Consider the following 15,078-nt stretch of genomic DNA (forward strand, 5'->3'; position numbering starts at 1 on the left):
GGCGCCATTCCGGAAGATGACGGCCTTCGCGGCAGAAACGATAGGACAGGCCGGCTCCGCCTCGCTATCGTTCCGCTGCCGCCCGGGGTAAGGACCAGGCGGGGAGGAGCGCCATGCAACCACCCGAGGAACCCGTGATGGACGTGGCCCATCTGGGCCATGTCGAGCTGCTGACGCCCCGGCCAGAGGAGTCGCTGCGCTTCTTCGTCGAGGTCATGGGCATGACCGAGAGCGGCCGGAAGGGCGACAGCGTCTATCTCCGCGGCTGGGACGACTACGAGCGCCATTCGCTGCAACTCACTGCCTCGCGCAGCTCCGGCCTCGGCCATGCCGCGTTCCGCACGCGCAGCCCGCAGGCGCTGGAGCGACGCCTCGCCGCGCTTCGCGCCGCCGGGAATGACGTCGAGCCGCACGAGGGCGAACTGGGCCACGGCACCGGCTGGCGCTTCCGCGACCCGGACGGGCACCTCTTCGAGCTCTACTACGAAACAGAATGGTATGAGGCGCCGCCGGCGCTGCGGCCGGCGCTGAAGAACCAGGCGCAGCGCTTCCCGGGGCGCGGCATCAACGTCCGCCGGCTCGACCACTTCAACTGCCTGGCGGTGGATGTCCGCGCCTGCCGCAGGTTCTTCGAGAGCACGCTGGGCTTCCGCTGCACCGAGCGCATCGAGCTGGACAGCGGCGAGGAGGCGGGCATGTGGCTCACCGCGACCAACAAGAGCTACGACTTCGCCTTCACCAAGGAGGCGCATGGCGTGCCCGGCCGCTTCCACCACGTCACCTTCGCACTCGACAGCCGAGAAGCGATCCTGCAGGCGGCCGACATCTTTCTGGAGCACGGTGTGCACATCGAGACCGGCCCGCACAAGCACGCCGTGCAGCAGACCTTTTTCCTCTATGTCTACGAACCCGGCGGCAACCGCGTCGAGCTTGCCAATGCGGGCGCCCGCCTGGTGCTGGCGCCGGACTGGCGGACCATCACCTGGACCGAGGAGGAACGGAGGAAGGGACAGGCCTGGGGGCTGAAGACCATCGAAAGCTTCCACACCCACGGCACCCCGCCGCTCCCCCCGAATCACGACTGACCGCTGATCAGCGGCCAAAGCGATCCGTTCAACGCGCGTTGCGCCGCCCGGCAGAAGGGGAGTGGCGCATCAGGGAAGGAAACAAGCTATGCTCCGCAGAAGGCACCTGGTCATGGCGTCCATGGCGCTCGGCGCACCGGCCATGGCGCAGACGCCGGACTGGCCCGGCCGGGCCGTCACCGTGATGGTCCCCTGGCCGCCCGGCGGGCCGACGGACGCCTTCGCGCGCGTCCTCTCGCAGCGCCTGACGGCTGATCTCGGCCAGGCCTTCGTGGTTGACAACCGGGGAGGCGCCAGCGGCACGATCGGCATGGCCACGGCCGCGCGCGCCAAGCCGGACGGCTACACCGTCATCATCGCCCCCAACAGCACCTATGCGATCGCCCCGCACCTGTACCAACTGCCCTACGATCCCATGCAGGCCTTCACCGGGGCCGGCCTGCTGATCTCCAGTCCGCTTTTCATGATGGTGCCGCGCAGTTCGCCCGCGCATTCGGTCGCGGACTACGTTGCCCTGGCGAAGAAGCCCGGCAGCCGCCTCGACTACGCGAATGCCGGCGTCGGCGCCACCTCGCACCTGGCGACCGAGATGTTCCTGCAGATGGCGGGCATCGAGGTCAACGAGATTGGATACCGTGGCGGCGGCCCTGCCATCCAGGCGGTGCTGGCCGGCGAGGCCGGCATGCTCTTCATGCCTGCGGCGGCGGTAATGCCCTACATCCAGTCCGGCGACCTGCGCGCCCTGGCCGCGACAACAGCCACGCGCAGCCCCCTGGCGCCTGAGGTGCCGACCTTTCAGGAGCTTGGCTACTCCGGCTTCGAAGTGGTCGAGCATGTCGCGGTGATGGCGCCCGCCGGAACGCCGGAACCGATCCTGCGCCGCCTCAACCAGGCCTGTGAAGCGGCGCTGCGCGCGGCGGACATGCAGCCGCGCCTGCAATCCATGGCAGTCAGGGTCGAGGCGCAGCCGATCGAGGCCTGGGAGGCCTATTTCCGCCGCGAAAGCGCCAAGTGGGGCGACCTGGTGAAGGCGAGGGGCATCCGGGTGCAGTGAGCGCGGCTGTCGCGCCGCCCTGTTCGCCGGCCGCAGCGGGCGCGCAGGAGCCGCGATCCAGAAAGGCCGTGTGCACCGGCCGCGAGGGGGCGGCGCGGAGATGATCCTGCTCGTTGTTGCAGGTCTCCTCCGCGTTCTTCGCCAGGCAGGCTCCGGCAAACCCACGGAGCCAACCGGCTATGCCGGCTGCAGGGCCTCTACGTATCCTTGGGAGGAGAGTCTGCCGGTTGGGAAACCGACATCCGGATGTCGCGCATCGGAATGCCGATCAGGCCTTTGACCGAGATCTTGGTCACCTTGAATAGCAAGGCATCGTCGATCCAGTGATGCTGGACATGGTCGTCCTGCGTGCCTGAAGCGACCGCCACGGAAAGCGAGTAATCGCCGGCTGCCAGATAGGGCATGCGGAAGTCGAAATGGGCCGTCGCGACATCGCCGGGTGCCAGGGAGACAGGGGTGCTCCGGTAGGTGAGATAGGTGTTGTCGGCGAACAGGTGCTGGCCCAGGCGGTCCTTGACGCTGAAGCCGATGATCGGCTGCTCCACGGCGCGCTCGGCACGGCAGCGGATCTCAAGGCGGACATCCTCGCCCCCCTCGAAGGAGGACAAGGGCGCGCCATTCGCGTCGAGCACCCGCACCTCCTCGATCGTGGCGCCGCGTTGCCCATACCAGGGAGCGTCCGGATCAAAGGCGAAGACCTTGCCTTCGCCTTTCAGCCCGAACTCCGCGAGGGTCTCCTCGCGGTGGTCACGCGGGAAGGCTTCCTGGCCGGTCTGAGCCTTGCGCGAGCCGCCGATGCGGAAGTCGTTCTCGTGCCCCTTGGAGCCTTCCACATCGGCCTGGTAGGCTTCGCAGATCTCGCGCGCCGCACCGCGTGCGCGGACCATGCCCGCATCCATCCAGATCGCGCTATCGCAGAGATTCAGGACGGCGGCGACATCGTGCGAGACGAAGAGGAGGGTGCCCGTCTCCTTGAACTTGCGGATGAAGCGCATGCACTTCTGGGTGAAGGCCGCGTCGCCGACCGCCAGGATCTCGTCCACGATGAGGATGTCGGTATCGACATGCGCCATGACCGAGAAGGCAAGCCGCGCATACATGCCGCTCGAGTAGAGCTTCACCGGCTGGTCGATGAAGTCGCCGATATCGGCGAAGGCGGCGATCGTGTCGAAGCGCGCATTCACCTCGTCGCGCGAGAGGCCGAGGATCTGCGCCGACATATGGACATTTTCGCGGCCGGTGAATTCCGGGTTGAAGCCTGCCCCAAGTTCAAGCAGCGCCCCCACGCGGCCTTCAACCTCCATGACGCCGCTGGTGGGCTGCAGGGTTCCGGTGATGATCTGCAACAGCGTGGACTTGCCGGAGCCGTTGCGGCCGATCAACGCCACGGTCTCCCCTCGCCTGATCTCCAGGTCGACGTCCTTCAGCGCCCAGTACTCGTCGAAGAACTTCTTCCGCCGGAACACCATCTGCTTGAGCCGGTCCTCCGGCTTGCGGAAGATGTTGTAGACCTTGTTGATCCCCTTGCCCCGGATGACGACGTCAGACGACATCAGCGAACCCCTTCCGGGTCTTCTGGAACCACCATAAGCCGAGCAGCGCGACCACGGCCCCGACGGACAGCGCGAAGAGCGTCGAGGCCAGCCCCGGAACGTCCCCCTGGAACAAGAGGCCCCGCGCCTGCTCGAGCGGGATCGTCAGCGGGTTGATGTTGAAGATCCAGCGCACGTTCTCCGGCACCGCCGCGAGCGGGTAGAAGACGGGGGAAAGGAACTGCAGCGCGGTGACCACGGGCGCGACGAACTGCCGCAGATCGCGCAGGTAGACGCCGACGGCGCTCACGAACCAGCTCAGCCCGAGAATGACAAGGCACATCGGCGCCAGCGCGACCGGCAGCAGCAGAGCCTCCGGATGCGGCGCCCCGAAGGTGATGATGTAGAAGACGAGCCAGATCACCATCGACCCCGCCGCGTTGACCAGCGCCGTGAGCAGGGCGACGATGGGCAGGATCTCGAGGGGAAATACAACGCGCTTGATGTAGGAAGAGTTTTCGAGCACGAGCCCGGGCGAGCGCGTCATCACCTCGGAGAAAATGGTGAAGATCGTCAGGCCAGCGAACATGTAGACCGAAAAGGCGCCAACGCCCTCCTCCATCCCCACGCCCGACCAGCGCGCCTTCAGCACCGTGCGGAACACGAAGGTGAAGGCCATCAGGTTGAGCAGGGGCAGCAGCACGAGCCAGACGAGGCCGAGCGCCGACCCCCGGTACCGCGCCGCGACCTCTCGCTTGGCCAGGGTCCAGATCAGCCGGCGCGAGGCGATGATGGTGCGGAGCCCGGATGCCACGCCATGCGCAGTTGCCTGTTGGAGCAAGAGAAGACGACCTCTCCAGATGCGGCCGGACGGAGCTCCGGCGCCGCGACCGAGGGGTCATTAATGACCCAACCCAGGCATGGTCAAGCCTGCCCCCGCCCTGCGGTTGATCCGGACGCGGGGACGCGATAAGCTTAAGCGGGAAATCCAACCGCGCGAGCGCCGCCCGATTCAGGCCCTGTGACCGACGCCTTTCCACCCCCTGCCGCCCCGCAGGCTGGCCTGCTCAGGAAGCTCGTTCGCCGCCCCGCCGTCATGGCGCAGCGCGCCGCGGAGATGGCCCTGGGCGCTGCCTTCCTTTCGTCGCCCGTCCAGCGGTTGCGCGCCTGGCGGCTGCTGCGCCGCGAGGCACCCGCCACATGCCGCGCCGCCGTCATCGCGCACCTCTATTATCCCGAGCTGCTGGGCGAGGCGCTGGCGGTACAGGCCACGCTGCCTCCCCGCTCTCCCCTCCTGATCACCGCGCCGCCCCACCAGGCCGCGCGGCTCCGGCGCGAGACGCAGGGGCTGCCGGATGTGGAGGTGCATGAGGTGGAGAACCGGGGGCGGGACATCGCGCCCTTCGTGAAGCTCCTTGCCGAAGGGCGGCTGGACCGCTTTGACGCAGTGTTGAAGATCCACGGCAAGCGAAGCCCGCACCTCCGCCATGGCGATCTGCGGCGTCGCATCTTCTTTGTGGGTCTCGCGGGCTCGCGGGGCAATGTCGCCCGCGTGCTGGCGCAGTTTCAGAACCCCGCCATCGGCTTTGTCGGCCTGGCTCCCTATTTCCGGACCCGTCCTCTCTACTGGATGAAGAACCGCGAGCGCGTCGAGGCGCTGTGCGCGCGCATGGGGGCGCCCGCGCGGGTCGGCTTCTTCGAAGGGTCGATGTTCTGGTTCCGTCCGGCAGCCCTGGCGCCCCTGAAGCGGCTCGGGCTGCGGACGGAAGACTTCGAGGCCGAAGCCGGCCAGCTCGACGGCACGCTGCACCACGCCGTCGAGCGCTGCTTCATGCTGTCCGGGCTGGCGGCGGGATATGAAGCGCGGTCGCTCTCGGGCCGCCCCCTCCTCCCCCGCTGAGCCGGCTGGCACACCCCGCCGAAATCCCCTAAAAAGCCGCCTTCCTTGGCCGATCCGACAGTTGCAGCGGAGGCGGCCGCCCGCACAGGTACCCGATAGCGATGGCCGGCCGCGTTCTGATCGAACTCCCCTCCTTTGACAAAGGGGGCCTCCAGAAGGTTGTTCTGGATGTTGCCGTCGGCCTGAAGCGGCACGGCTACGAGCCGCTGATCGTGACCTGCGGCCCGCTGGGCAGCCTGGCCCGCGAGGCGCAGGCCTCCGGCGTCGCGGTGCGCCGCCTGCCCGCCGACCGTGTGCAGGAGACCTATCCGGCGCTGATCGAGGAGTTCCGCCCGACCGTCGCCCAGGCCCATTTCTCGGAAGTCGGCTACCCCTACCTGGCCGCCCGCGGCGTCCCGATCATCTGCTTCATCCACAATGTCTACGCCTTCCTGCCGGAGGAGGCGCGCGCGGCCTTCCGGGCCGGCGACCGCTACGTGGCCCGGTACATCGCCGTCTCCCGCAAGGCGGCCGAATACGCGCAGGCCAGCCTCGGCATCGCCCCGGAGAAGATCGTGACCGTCGCCAACGGGCTCGACTTCTCCAAGTATCCGCTGGGCAGGCAGGGCACGCTCACCCGTGCGCAGCTCGGGATCGGGGAAGAGGACTACGTCTTTCTCAACCCGGCCTCCTACAACCTGCACAAGGGCCACTACCTCATGGCCGCGGCGATGAAGCGCGTGCTGGCCGTGCGGCAGGACGTGCGCGTGCTTTGCGTCGGCAACGAGATCTTCGCCCCGCATGTCGAGGAGCTGAAGGCCTATCTCAAGCGCGAGGGCCTCGACCGGCATATCCTGATGCCCGGCTATTTCGAGGACATCGCCGATCCGATGGGGGTGAGCGACGCGTTCCTCCTCCCCTCCTTCATCGAAGGGTGGAGCATCGCCATGAACGAGGCGATGCACTACGCGAAGCCCATGATCCTCACCGACACGGGCGGCGCGGGCGAGGTCATCGAGCAGGACGACATCGGCATCCTCCTGCCGACGGAATATCCGGACTTCCTCAAGCTGGATTCCGCCAAGCTCGACCGGCTGGCCTATGCCCCGCAGGAATACCGCCTGGCGCAGCCCCTGGCCGACGCCATGCTGCGCTTCGCCGCCGAGCGCGACCACTGGGAGCAGGCCGGCCTGCGCGGCCGCGCCAAGCTGCATGAGCGGCACAGCTTCGAAAGCGTCCTGACGCGCTACCGCGAGATCATGGACGAGCTCGCCGCCGCCCCGGACGCTCCTGCTGCCGCCACGCCACCCCCGGCGCCACCCTCCCTGCCCACCCGCGCCAAGGGCCGCCTGCGGCGCCTCTTCCACGACGCCCGCTACCGCTACAAGCCGGCCCTCGCCTTCTGGCTGGGCAACCACTTCTTCATGAACTGGATGCCCTACCGCCTGCGCCACGCCTTCCTGCGGCGCTTCTGCAACGTGCGGATCGGCGCCGACTCCACCATCTGCTCGGGCAGCTTCGTGACCGGTTACGGCATCCAGATCGGCTCGAACACGGTCATCAACCGCTTCTGCTACCTGGACGGCCGCGTGCCGCTGAAGATCGGCAACAACGTCAACGTCTCGCACTACACGCTGATCCAGACCCTCACGCATGACCCGCAGAACCCGGACTTCGTCTGCCTCGAAGGTCCCGTGGAGATCGGCGACCATGCCTGGATCGGCGCGCGGGCGCTCATCTGCCCGGGCGTGAAGATCGGCGAAGGCGCGGTGGTCGGGGCCGGCGCGGTCGTCACCCGCGACGTGCCGCCCTATGTCATCGTCGCCGGCAACCCCGCCCGCCCGATCAAGGAGCGGACGCGGGATCTGCGCTACAAGACCCGCTATTTCCCCCTCTTCGACACGGACATCCAGTAAATGACGCAGATCTCCGTCGTCATCCCGCTCTACAACCATGCCGCCTATATCGAGGCGGCGCTCGACAGCGTGCTGCGGCAGACCGCGCCGGCCGACGAGATCATCGTGCTCGACGACGGCTCCTCGGATGACGGGCTCGCGCGCGCGCAGAAGCTGCTGGCAGGGCGGCCGAACGCCCACGCGCTCGGCCATGAGAACATCGGCGCGCACGCCACCATCAACAAGCTGGTCGGGATGGCGGGCGGCGACTATGTCGCCATCCTCAACTCGGACGACCTGTTCGCCCCCGGCAAGCTGGCCCGCTGCCGCGCGCTCGCGGCGGCCGATCCCGCGGTGGACCTCATCGTCGGCGAGGCCCAGATCATCGACGACAAGGGCAGGCCGCAGGAGAGCGGCGTGGCCGCCGACTGGATGCGGCGGGCGCTGGCCTTCCGCGACGCCCATGGCCTGCCGCAGCTGTCCCTGCTGCACGAGAACTGGGTCGCCACCACTTCAAACATGGTGTTCTCCCGGGCCTTCTGGCGGAGCGTCGGCGGGTTCCGCGACCTGCGCTACTGCCACGACCTCGACTTCCTGATGACCTGCTTCACCCGCGGGCGGGTGGCGATCGACCGTGGCGTCACGCACATCCAGTACCGCGTGCACCCGCGCAACACGATCGGCGAGAGCCTGGACAAGATCCGCCTGGAGATCGCCGCGGTCTGGGCCAATGCGCTGTTCGAGGCGGGGCCGCGGATCACCGGCGGGGTGCAGCCCGACGGCGTCGGGCCCTTCGTGACGGCGCTCGAAAGCAAGGGCCTCGGCCTTCTGGTGAGCCTCCTGCAATGTGTCCGCGCCGGCCAGCCTTCCGCCCCGGCCTTCTATGACGCAACGCTGCGCAGTGCCGCCACGCGCGCGTTCCTGAGCCACCTGAGGTAAGGCCATGGAGGACGTGACCCGCCCGCCGCAGGACGTGAACGACCTAGCTTTCCCCGCGCCGTCCGAGCAGCTCCCCTTCACCGGGGAGCGCTACACCTCGGACATTTCCGGCCCGATCCGCCACCAGCACCATCACCGCTACCTCTTCGCGGCCCGCTACTGCGCCGGCCGCGACGTGCTGGATGTCGCCTGCGGCGAGGGCTACGGCTCGGCGCTGCTCGGGACGGTCGCCCGCAGCGTGCGGGGCGTCGATCTCGATCCCGAGACCGTCGCCTTCGCCGAGCGCAACTATGGCGGCAGCCACGTCTCGTTCCGGCAGGGCGATGCCGCCCAACTCGTCGAGCAGAACGCTTTCGACGTGGTCGTCAGCTTCGAGACGATCGAGCATCTTGTTGACCATGACGCCTTCCTCGACGGTATCCGCCGGGCTTTGCGCCCGGGCGGCCTGCTGATCATCTCCTCGCCGGACCGGCAGATCTATACCGAGGCCGACGGCCACGAGAACGAGTTCCACCTCCGCGAGCTCGACCGCGCCGAGTTCAAAAAGCTGATCGGCGACCGCTTCTCCAACCTCGCCATCCTGGAGCAGGATTCCGTCGTGGGCTCGCTAATCGGGCCCGAGGGGGGGGCGCCGGCCCCGGTCGAGCTGTTCTCCTCCGCCGACGGCCGGGCCTATCAGCATTCCGCGGGCAACCCGCGGGCCCATTACCTCATCGCGCTGGCGTCCGATGAACCGCTGCCCGCCATCACCTCCAGCGCGCTCGATGACGCCTCCTGGCTCAAGCAGGCGGAAGGCCATGCGGCACATGCCGTCGCGCTCGGGCGCGAGGTGGTTGTGCGGGATGCCGAGATTGCCCGGCTGAACGACGAACTGCAGAAGCGCGCCGGCATCGAGTGGGAACTTGTTCAGGCCCGGAACGCCGTCGCGGAGTTGCAGCGCGAGGCGCGGCAGGTGCCGGGGCTGGTCGAGCAGCGCGCCCGCCTCGAGGCCGAGCTGGCCGAGGCCCGCAGCACCATGGCGGAGCTGGAGCGCGAGGCGCGGCAGGTGCCGGGGCTGGTCGAGCAGCGCACCCGCCTCGAGGCCGAGCTGGCCGAGGCCCGCAGCACCATGGCGGAGCTGGAGCGCGAGGCGCGGCAGGTGCCGGGGCTGGTCGAGCAGCGCACCCGCCTCGAGGCCGAGCTGGCCGAGGCCCGCAGCACCATGGCGGAGCTGGAGCGCGAGGCGCGGCAGGTGCCGGGGCTGGTCGAGCAGCGCACCCGCCTCGAGGCCGAGCTGGCCGAGGCCCGCAGCACCATGGCGGAGCTGGAGCGCGAGGCGCGGCAGGTGCCGGGGCTGGTCGAGCAGCGCACCCGCCTCGAGGCCGAGCTGGCCGAGGCCCGCAGCACCATGGCGGAGCTGGAGCGCGAGGCGCGGCAGGTGCCGGGGCTGGTCGAGCAGCGCACCCGCCTCGAGGCCGAGCTGGCCGAGGCCCGCAGCACCATGGCGGAGCTGGAGCGCGAGGCGCGGCAGGTGCCGGGGCTGGTCGAGCAGCGCACCCGCCTCGAGGCCGAGCTGGCCGAGGCCCGCAGCACCATGGCGGAGCTGGAGCGCGAGGCGCGGCAGGTGCCGGGGCTGGTCGAGCAGCGCACCCGCCTCGAGGCCGAGCTGGCCGCGGCCCGCAGCACCATGGCGGATCTGCAGCGCGAGACGCAGCAGCTGCAGGCGCAGATCGACGAGCGCGTCCGCCAGATCCAGGAGGTCTTCGCCTCCACCTCCTGGCGCCTCACCAAGCCTGTGCGCAGGATCGGCTGGGCGACGGCAGGCATGCGGCGCCGGCTGCGCGCCGCCATGACGCCGGCCGCCGCGCCTCGTCAGCGCGCGCCGAGCGAGCCTCCGCGCGTCCTCTTCATCGACTGGATGGTGCCGACGCCCGACCAGGATTCCGGCTCCCTGGACCTGTGGAACCAGCTGAGCCTCTTCCAGGCCATGGGCTACGAAGCCGCCTTCATGCCGGTGGTGGAGCGCCCGGGCGACGCGCCCTACGCGGAGGCGCTGCGCAAGGCGGGGGTGCGCTACCTCGCCGCCGGGGCGGACAGCTCCCCCGAGCAGCTTCTCCAGGATGCGGCGAACGACTTCGACCTGATCCTGTTGAACCGCATTCACGTGGCGGCGCGGTTCCTCGCGCATGTCCGGCGCTGCGCCCCGAATGCCCGCCTTGTCTTCAACACCGTTGACCTTCACTTCCTGCGCGAGGAACGTGAAGCGGCCCTCGAAGGCTCTCCGGACAAGGCACAGGCCGCCGCGCAGCGCCGCCAGGACGAGTTGCGCTGCATGGCGGAGGCCGACGCGACGATCGTGCTCAGCGACGAGGAAGGGCGCCTGCTTTCAGAGCTGCTGCCTGATGCGGCGATCCATGTCATTCCCTTCGCGCGGGGCGTGTCCGGCGGCGTGCCCACTTTCACGGAACGGTCGGGTGTGCTGTTCGTCGGCGGCTTCCTGCACACGCCCAATATCGATGCGGCCACCTGGCTGGTCGAGGAGATCTGGCCGAAGGTGCGGCACACCCTGCCGTCCGCCACGCTGGAGATCATCGGCAGCAACGCCCCGCAACAGGTTCGCCAGCTCGACGATGCCGGCGCGGGCGTTGTGATGCGGGGCTTCGTGCAGGACCTCCATCCGGTCCTCGCGCATGCCCGGGTAACGGTTGCGCCGCTGCGCTTCGGCGCGGGCATCAAGGGCAAGGTCGCCATGAGCCTGGCGGCCGGCGTGCCCTGCGTGGCGACGCCGATCGCCTCCGAAGGGATGGGTCTCGTTGATGGCGAGAACATCCTGCTGGGGCGGGATGCCGATGCCCTTGCGGCGGCGATCGTGCAGGCGCACGAAGATGCGGCTCTCTGGGAGCGCCTTTCCGCGGGCGGCCACGCGGTCATGCGCAATCGCTATTCCTTGGAAAGCGTGGGCGGGCGCTTCATCGCCCTGGCCAGGTCGCTGGATGTTCCGGTTCCCGCCGGGGCGGAGAAGCGGATCACCGGCCTTCATCCGCGCGAGTGGACGCTCTGACGGCGGCGTCGGCCAGGCGGATCGGCCAAGCGGATCGGTCAGGCGGATCGGTCAGGTCGATGGTGGTGTCCGCGAAAGCCGTGCCCTGAGCTTGGCCGCCGCCCGGCGGGCAGGCTTCACACCAGTCCGGTCGGCGCCGGCCCCATCCGGCCCAGAACGCCGTCACGCAGGCCGGCCCGAACCGGCCGGAGCGAGCTCGGCGAACCCCTGAGCGCCAGCAGGCCGATCTGGGCCACCAGGCTGACGCAGGAGCGTGCCCGCCAGAGCGCCGGCACATAGGGCAGCCGGGCGGTCGCCACCACGTTGCGGGCATAATAGTAGTTGCGCACGGGGGCGTGCCGCAGGATCTGCGGCGTCGCCGCATCCTCAGGCGAGGCTGCCTCTCCCCAGCGATGCGGCATCGCGAGATCCGTCGCCACAAAGGAGCTCCAGCCCCGGCTCCAGGCCCTGAACCCCCATTCGACGTCGATCCCCGCGATAAAGAAGTCCTCTCGGAAGGGGCCGATCTCGGCATAGGCGGCAAGGCGCGTCAGCGAGCCCGAGGTGGGGGCGAAGTCGACGGGCGCGAGTCCTTTCACCTGCGTCCGGCCGCGCCAGGCATAGCGGATCGGGCGGTAGTTTCCCTCCGCGGGGGGGAGGAGGCGGGGCGCCAGCACCGCGGCACGCTCGCCCGCCCGCGCCAGGGCGTCGGCGCGGGCCGTCAGGGCCCGGATCAGGCCTTGCGGCGGCTCGCTGTCCTGGTCGAGGAGAAAAACATGATCAAACCCCTCCTGGGCCGCCGCGCGCGTGGCAACGTTCAGGCCGACACCAAGCCCCAGGTTGCGTTCATTCTCGATTAGCCGCAGATCGACCTTTCCCAGCGCCGAACGCGCCGATGGAGCCAGGGGACCGTTCGCCACAGCGATGAGGCGGTGCCCGCGCAACCCGGCCGCCAGCCGGCCGAGGATCTCGGGATCCGGTCGATGCAGAACGACTGCCGCACAAGAAAGCGAGGCGCCGCCTTTCACGCCGCGATGCTCCACCATCCGCGCCTTTCTTTACCCAGCCAGCCCGCAGGGCCTTACTCCAGCACCAAACGCTAGGCAACGCGGGCATGGTTGCGTCACCTCTCCGTCAAGAGCAACCAAGCAATGTTTGACCGTGCGGCTTACTCCCATCCAAAGGTTGATCATTCTGGTCAGATTCCGCCTTCAAGGAGAGTCCCGGCGCGAGGCTGCTAGGCAGCTTGGCCTCTCGGCGCCGGGGAAAACACGTGTTGCGAGGACGGGCTGTCGCCGCAACACTTGTCGCATCGCGGCAAGCCACCGCGGCGAGCGGGCTGCCTGCCAATACCACAGGCATGGAGGAGCGCGCAGCACATGCGCATTGCGATCGGCGGCCTTGCCCTCGAATCGGTCAGCTTCCTTCCCCTGCTGACGGAGGTGGAGGATCTCAGGGCGGTTGAAGCGGCCGGTCCGGCGCTGCTGGACCGGTTCCGCGGCACCAACACCCTGTGCGGCGGCTTCATCGAGGTCTGCGAGACGGCGGGTGCGGAGCTGCTGCCCATCGTCTTCGCCGATGGCGGCGCGGCCGGCCCGGCCTCGGACGCGGCCTTTCTGCACTATGCCGACCGTCTTTGCGCCGCGCTGCAGGAGGCAGGGCCGCTGGATGGCGTGCTGCTTGCGCTGCATGGGGCCATGACCACGCCCACCCGCCTGGACCCGGACCGCGAGATCGTCGAGCGCGTGCGCGCCGTGGTGGGCCGGCGGGTGCCCGTCGTGGTGGCGCTCGACTATCACGCCAACATCGACGAGCACCTTGTCCAGCTGGCCGACGGCGTCTTCGGCTACCACTACTCGCCGCATACCGATATCGGGGAGACCGGCGCGCGCGCCGCGCGGTGCCTCCTGCGCATGCTGCGGGACGGGCTTCGGCCCGCCATGGCCTTCGACAAGCCGAGCGTGATGGTGCCGAGCATCTTCAGCGCAACGGGGCTGGCGCCGCTTTCCGCCATCGTCGCGGACTCCGTCGCCATGGCGGAGGAGGCACCGGGCTATCTCGACGTCTCCGTCTTCGCCGGCTTTTCCTATGCCGACGTGCCGAATTGCGGCTTCTCCGTCCTTGCTGTTTCCGATGACGCGGCGCGCGCCCGGCGCGCGGTGGAGGCGCTGACCCGCCGCATCCGGCGGGAGCGCCGCGCGCTGCTGCATGAGGGCCTGGTGCTGGGGTTGGAGGAGGGCGTGGCGCGCGCCCTTGCCCTGGCCGAAACCGCCACGCGGCCGATCTTGCTGCTGGAGCATGCCGACCGCTGCAACGACAGCACCTACCTGCTTCGTGCCCTGCTGGAGCGCGGCGCGAAGCGCGCCGCCGTGCCCTATATCTGGGACCCGCGCGCAGCGGCCGAGGCCGCCCGGGCGGGGGTGGGCGCGGTGGTGACGCTCGATGTCGGCGGCCATTCCTCGCCGCGCGCCGGCGGCCCGGTGCGGGTGACGGGCCGGGTGCTCTTCGCCGGCGAAAAGGCGTACCGGACCACCGGCCCCTACATGAATGGCCGGCTGGTGCAACTCGGCCTCGCCGTGGTGCTGGACCTGGGCGGCCTGATGCTCAGCCTGGTCAGCCGCCCGGCGCTGACGGTGGACGAGGACATGTTCATCCAGTTCGGCCTGCACACGCTGGACTACCGGCTCATCGTGCTGCGCTCGAAGACGCATTTCCGCGCCGTCTACGAGGAACTGGCCGAAGCCATCCTCATCATCGACACGCCGGACTGGGGCCCGGCGGACCTCACCACCCTGCCTTACCGGCAGGTTGATACCGGAGCGGTCTTCCCCTTCACCCCCTGAGGCCGCCGCTCCCTAGCGGCCTGGCCGCAGCACGGGCAGCACCTCCGGCGCCTTGCTGGCGTCGCCGTCGAAGCGGATCTCACCCAGCAGGAAAGCCGTGGCCTCGCGGATCTCGGCTTCCAGCTCGGCGGCCGCGCCTGCGCCATCTCCCGCACGCAGGGCTTCAAGAATCTGTGCGTGGCGGTGCGCTGCTTCCGCCGGCCGGCTCATCAGCATCCAGCGCGCTTCCCAGAACAGCGGACCACGCCGCAGCCAGAGGCTCTCGATCATCCCCAGCAGCAATGGTGCCTCGGCGCGGCGGTATAGGGTGAAAAGGAACTCGCGATCGGCACGCAGAAACTCCTCCGGCTTGCCATCCGTGCGTGAAGCGGCGTGCCGGGGAAGCAGCAACGCCAGCCTGTCCAGCGTCGCCGCATCCAGGCGGGGCGCCGCAAACCGCAACGCCAGGGGTTCCAGTGCCGCGCGCACCTCGCCCAGTTCCAGGAAGGCCGCGCGCGTCAGGCGCGGCACGACGGCGGTGCCGGAAGGGGCCATGTCCAGCGCTTGCTCGGCCGCCAGGCGGCGCAGGGCGGCACGTACCGGCATCGGGCTGGTGCCCAGCGCCGCCGCGAGGCGCCGCAGCGAGAGCTTGTCGCCCGGGGTGAAAGTGCCTTCCACCAGCGCCTGGCGAAGCTGCCGGTAGGCCTGTTCTTCCAGCGGGGGTGGCCCGGCGAAGGCTTCGGGCAGGCTCATTGAGATTCCATTTGCCGGTATTTCGTGATCACAATAGCATCGTTTTGAGGACGGCAAGGGCACGAGCCCGGTTTTCTGTTGTGCTTCGTCCGCCTGCGCC

Annotated in this window: 11 protein-coding genes; 7 read left to right on the plus strand and 4 right to left on the minus strand. The window is 69.2% G+C overall.

The features are described from left to right. The first annotated feature begins 113 nt into the window (after positions 1 to 113). Together E0493_RS13040 and E0493_RS13045 are read left to right on the plus strand one after the other, a co-directional pair. On the plus strand, positions 114 to 1,085 hold the full coding sequence (locus E0493_RS13040; protein ID WP_160937382.1) for a catechol 2,3-dioxygenase: 972 nt from the start codon (positions 114 to 116) through the stop codon (positions 1,083 to 1,085). 88 nt (positions 1,086 to 1,173) lie between these two features. Beyond that, positions 1,174 to 2,139: a Bug family tripartite tricarboxylate transporter substrate binding protein gene (locus tag E0493_RS13045; protein ID WP_160937383.1), complete on the plus strand. Its 966-nt coding sequence runs from the start codon at positions 1,174 to 1,176 to the stop codon at positions 2,137 to 2,139. A gap of 197 nt (positions 2,140 to 2,336) precedes the next feature. On the opposite strand, the gene E0493_RS13050 is transcribed toward E0493_RS13045, so the two are convergent. Both E0493_RS13050 and E0493_RS13055 read right to left on the minus strand, forming a co-directional pair. Continuing rightward, the gene (locus tag E0493_RS13050; protein ID WP_160937384.1) at positions 2,337 to 3,692 is read right to left on the minus strand and encodes an ABC transporter ATP-binding protein; all 1,356 of its coding nucleotides are present in this window, start codon (positions 3,690 to 3,692) and stop codon (positions 2,337 to 2,339) included. Beyond that, positions 3,682 to 4,485: an ABC transporter permease gene (locus tag E0493_RS13055; RefSeq protein WP_160937385.1), complete on the minus strand. Its 804-nt coding sequence runs from the start codon at positions 4,483 to 4,485 to the stop codon at positions 3,682 to 3,684. The genes E0493_RS13050 and E0493_RS13055 overlap by 11 nt, the downstream gene beginning before the upstream one ends. 207 nt (positions 4,486 to 4,692) lie before the next feature. Here E0493_RS13055 and E0493_RS13060 point away from each other — a divergent pair, with 207 nt between their 5' ends. From E0493_RS13060 to E0493_RS13080, 4 genes are all read left to right on the plus strand, one after another. After that, on the plus strand, positions 4,693 to 5,571 hold the full coding sequence (locus tag E0493_RS13060; RefSeq protein ID WP_160937386.1) for a rhamnan synthesis F family protein: 879 nt from the start codon (positions 4,693 to 4,695) through the stop codon (positions 5,569 to 5,571). Positions 5,572 to 5,672: 101 nt separating this feature from the next. Next, positions 5,673 to 7,466, plus strand: a complete 1,794-nt coding sequence (locus tag E0493_RS23820; RefSeq protein WP_202397108.1) for a glycosyltransferase — start codon at positions 5,673 to 5,675, stop codon at positions 7,464 to 7,466. Continuing rightward, entirely contained in the window at positions 7,467 to 8,384 is a 918-nt protein-coding gene (locus E0493_RS13075) for a glycosyltransferase (RefSeq protein ID WP_160937387.1), read from the plus strand. A gap of 4 nt (positions 8,385 to 8,388) precedes the next feature. Further along, a complete protein-coding gene (locus E0493_RS13080; RefSeq protein ID WP_160937388.1) occupies positions 8,389 to 11,424 on the plus strand; it encodes a glycosyltransferase in 3,036 nt (1,011 codons plus the stop codon). Between the two features lie 116 nt (positions 11,425 to 11,540). On the opposite strand, the gene E0493_RS13085 is transcribed toward E0493_RS13080, so the two are convergent. Then, complete coding sequence (locus E0493_RS13085; RefSeq protein WP_160937389.1) at positions 11,541 to 12,446, minus strand: glycosyltransferase family protein; 906 nt, start codon at positions 12,444 to 12,446, stop codon at positions 11,541 to 11,543. Positions 12,447 to 12,782: 336 nt separating this feature from the next. Between E0493_RS13085 and E0493_RS13090 the strand changes: the two genes are divergently transcribed. Then, positions 12,783 to 14,246: a M81 family metallopeptidase gene (locus E0493_RS13090; protein WP_160937390.1), complete on the plus strand. Its 1,464-nt coding sequence runs from the start codon at positions 12,783 to 12,785 to the stop codon at positions 14,244 to 14,246. A gap of 12 nt (positions 14,247 to 14,258) precedes the next feature. Here the strand turns inward: E0493_RS13090 and E0493_RS13095 are convergent, their stop codons facing one another. Further along, on the minus strand, positions 14,259 to 14,978 hold the full coding sequence (locus E0493_RS13095) for a GntR family transcriptional regulator (protein WP_160937391.1): 720 nt from the start codon (positions 14,976 to 14,978) through the stop codon (positions 14,259 to 14,261). Between the last annotated feature and the right edge of the window lie 100 nt (positions 14,979 to 15,078).

This window comes from Teichococcus coralli (assembly GCF_009829925.1).
GTDB lineage: Bacteria > Pseudomonadota > Alphaproteobacteria > Acetobacterales > Acetobacteraceae > Pseudoroseomonas > Pseudoroseomonas coralli.

What these genes read in the sequence shown, in the direction of transcription:
- E0493_RS13080 (WP_160937388.1), top strand. Translation starts at nt 8,389, where the DNA reads ATGGAGGACGTGACCCGCCCGCCGCAGGACGTGAACGACCTAGCTTTC.
- E0493_RS13090 (WP_160937390.1), top strand. Translation starts at nt 12,783, where the DNA reads ATGCGCATTGCGATCGGCGGCCTTGCCCTCGAATCGGTCAGCTTCCTT.
- E0493_RS23820 (WP_202397108.1), top strand. Translation starts at nt 5,673, where the DNA reads ATGGCCGGCCGCGTTCTGATCGAACTCCCCTCCTTTGACAAAGGGGGC.
- E0493_RS13040 (WP_160937382.1), top strand. Translation starts at nt 114, where the DNA reads ATGCAACCACCCGAGGAACCCGTGATGGACGTGGCCCATCTGGGCCAT.
- E0493_RS13075 (WP_160937387.1), top strand. Translation starts at nt 7,467, where the DNA reads ATGACGCAGATCTCCGTCGTCATCCCGCTCTACAACCATGCCGCCTAT.
- E0493_RS13095 (WP_160937391.1), bottom strand. Translation starts at nt 14,978, where the DNA reads ATGAGCCTGCCCGAAGCCTTCGCCGGGCCACCCCCGCTGGAAGAACAG.
- E0493_RS13045 (WP_160937383.1), top strand. Translation starts at nt 1,174, where the DNA reads ATGCTCCGCAGAAGGCACCTGGTCATGGCGTCCATGGCGCTCGGCGCA.
- E0493_RS13050 (WP_160937384.1), bottom strand. Translation starts at nt 3,692, where the DNA reads ATGTCGTCTGACGTCGTCATCCGGGGCAAGGGGATCAACAAGGTCTAC.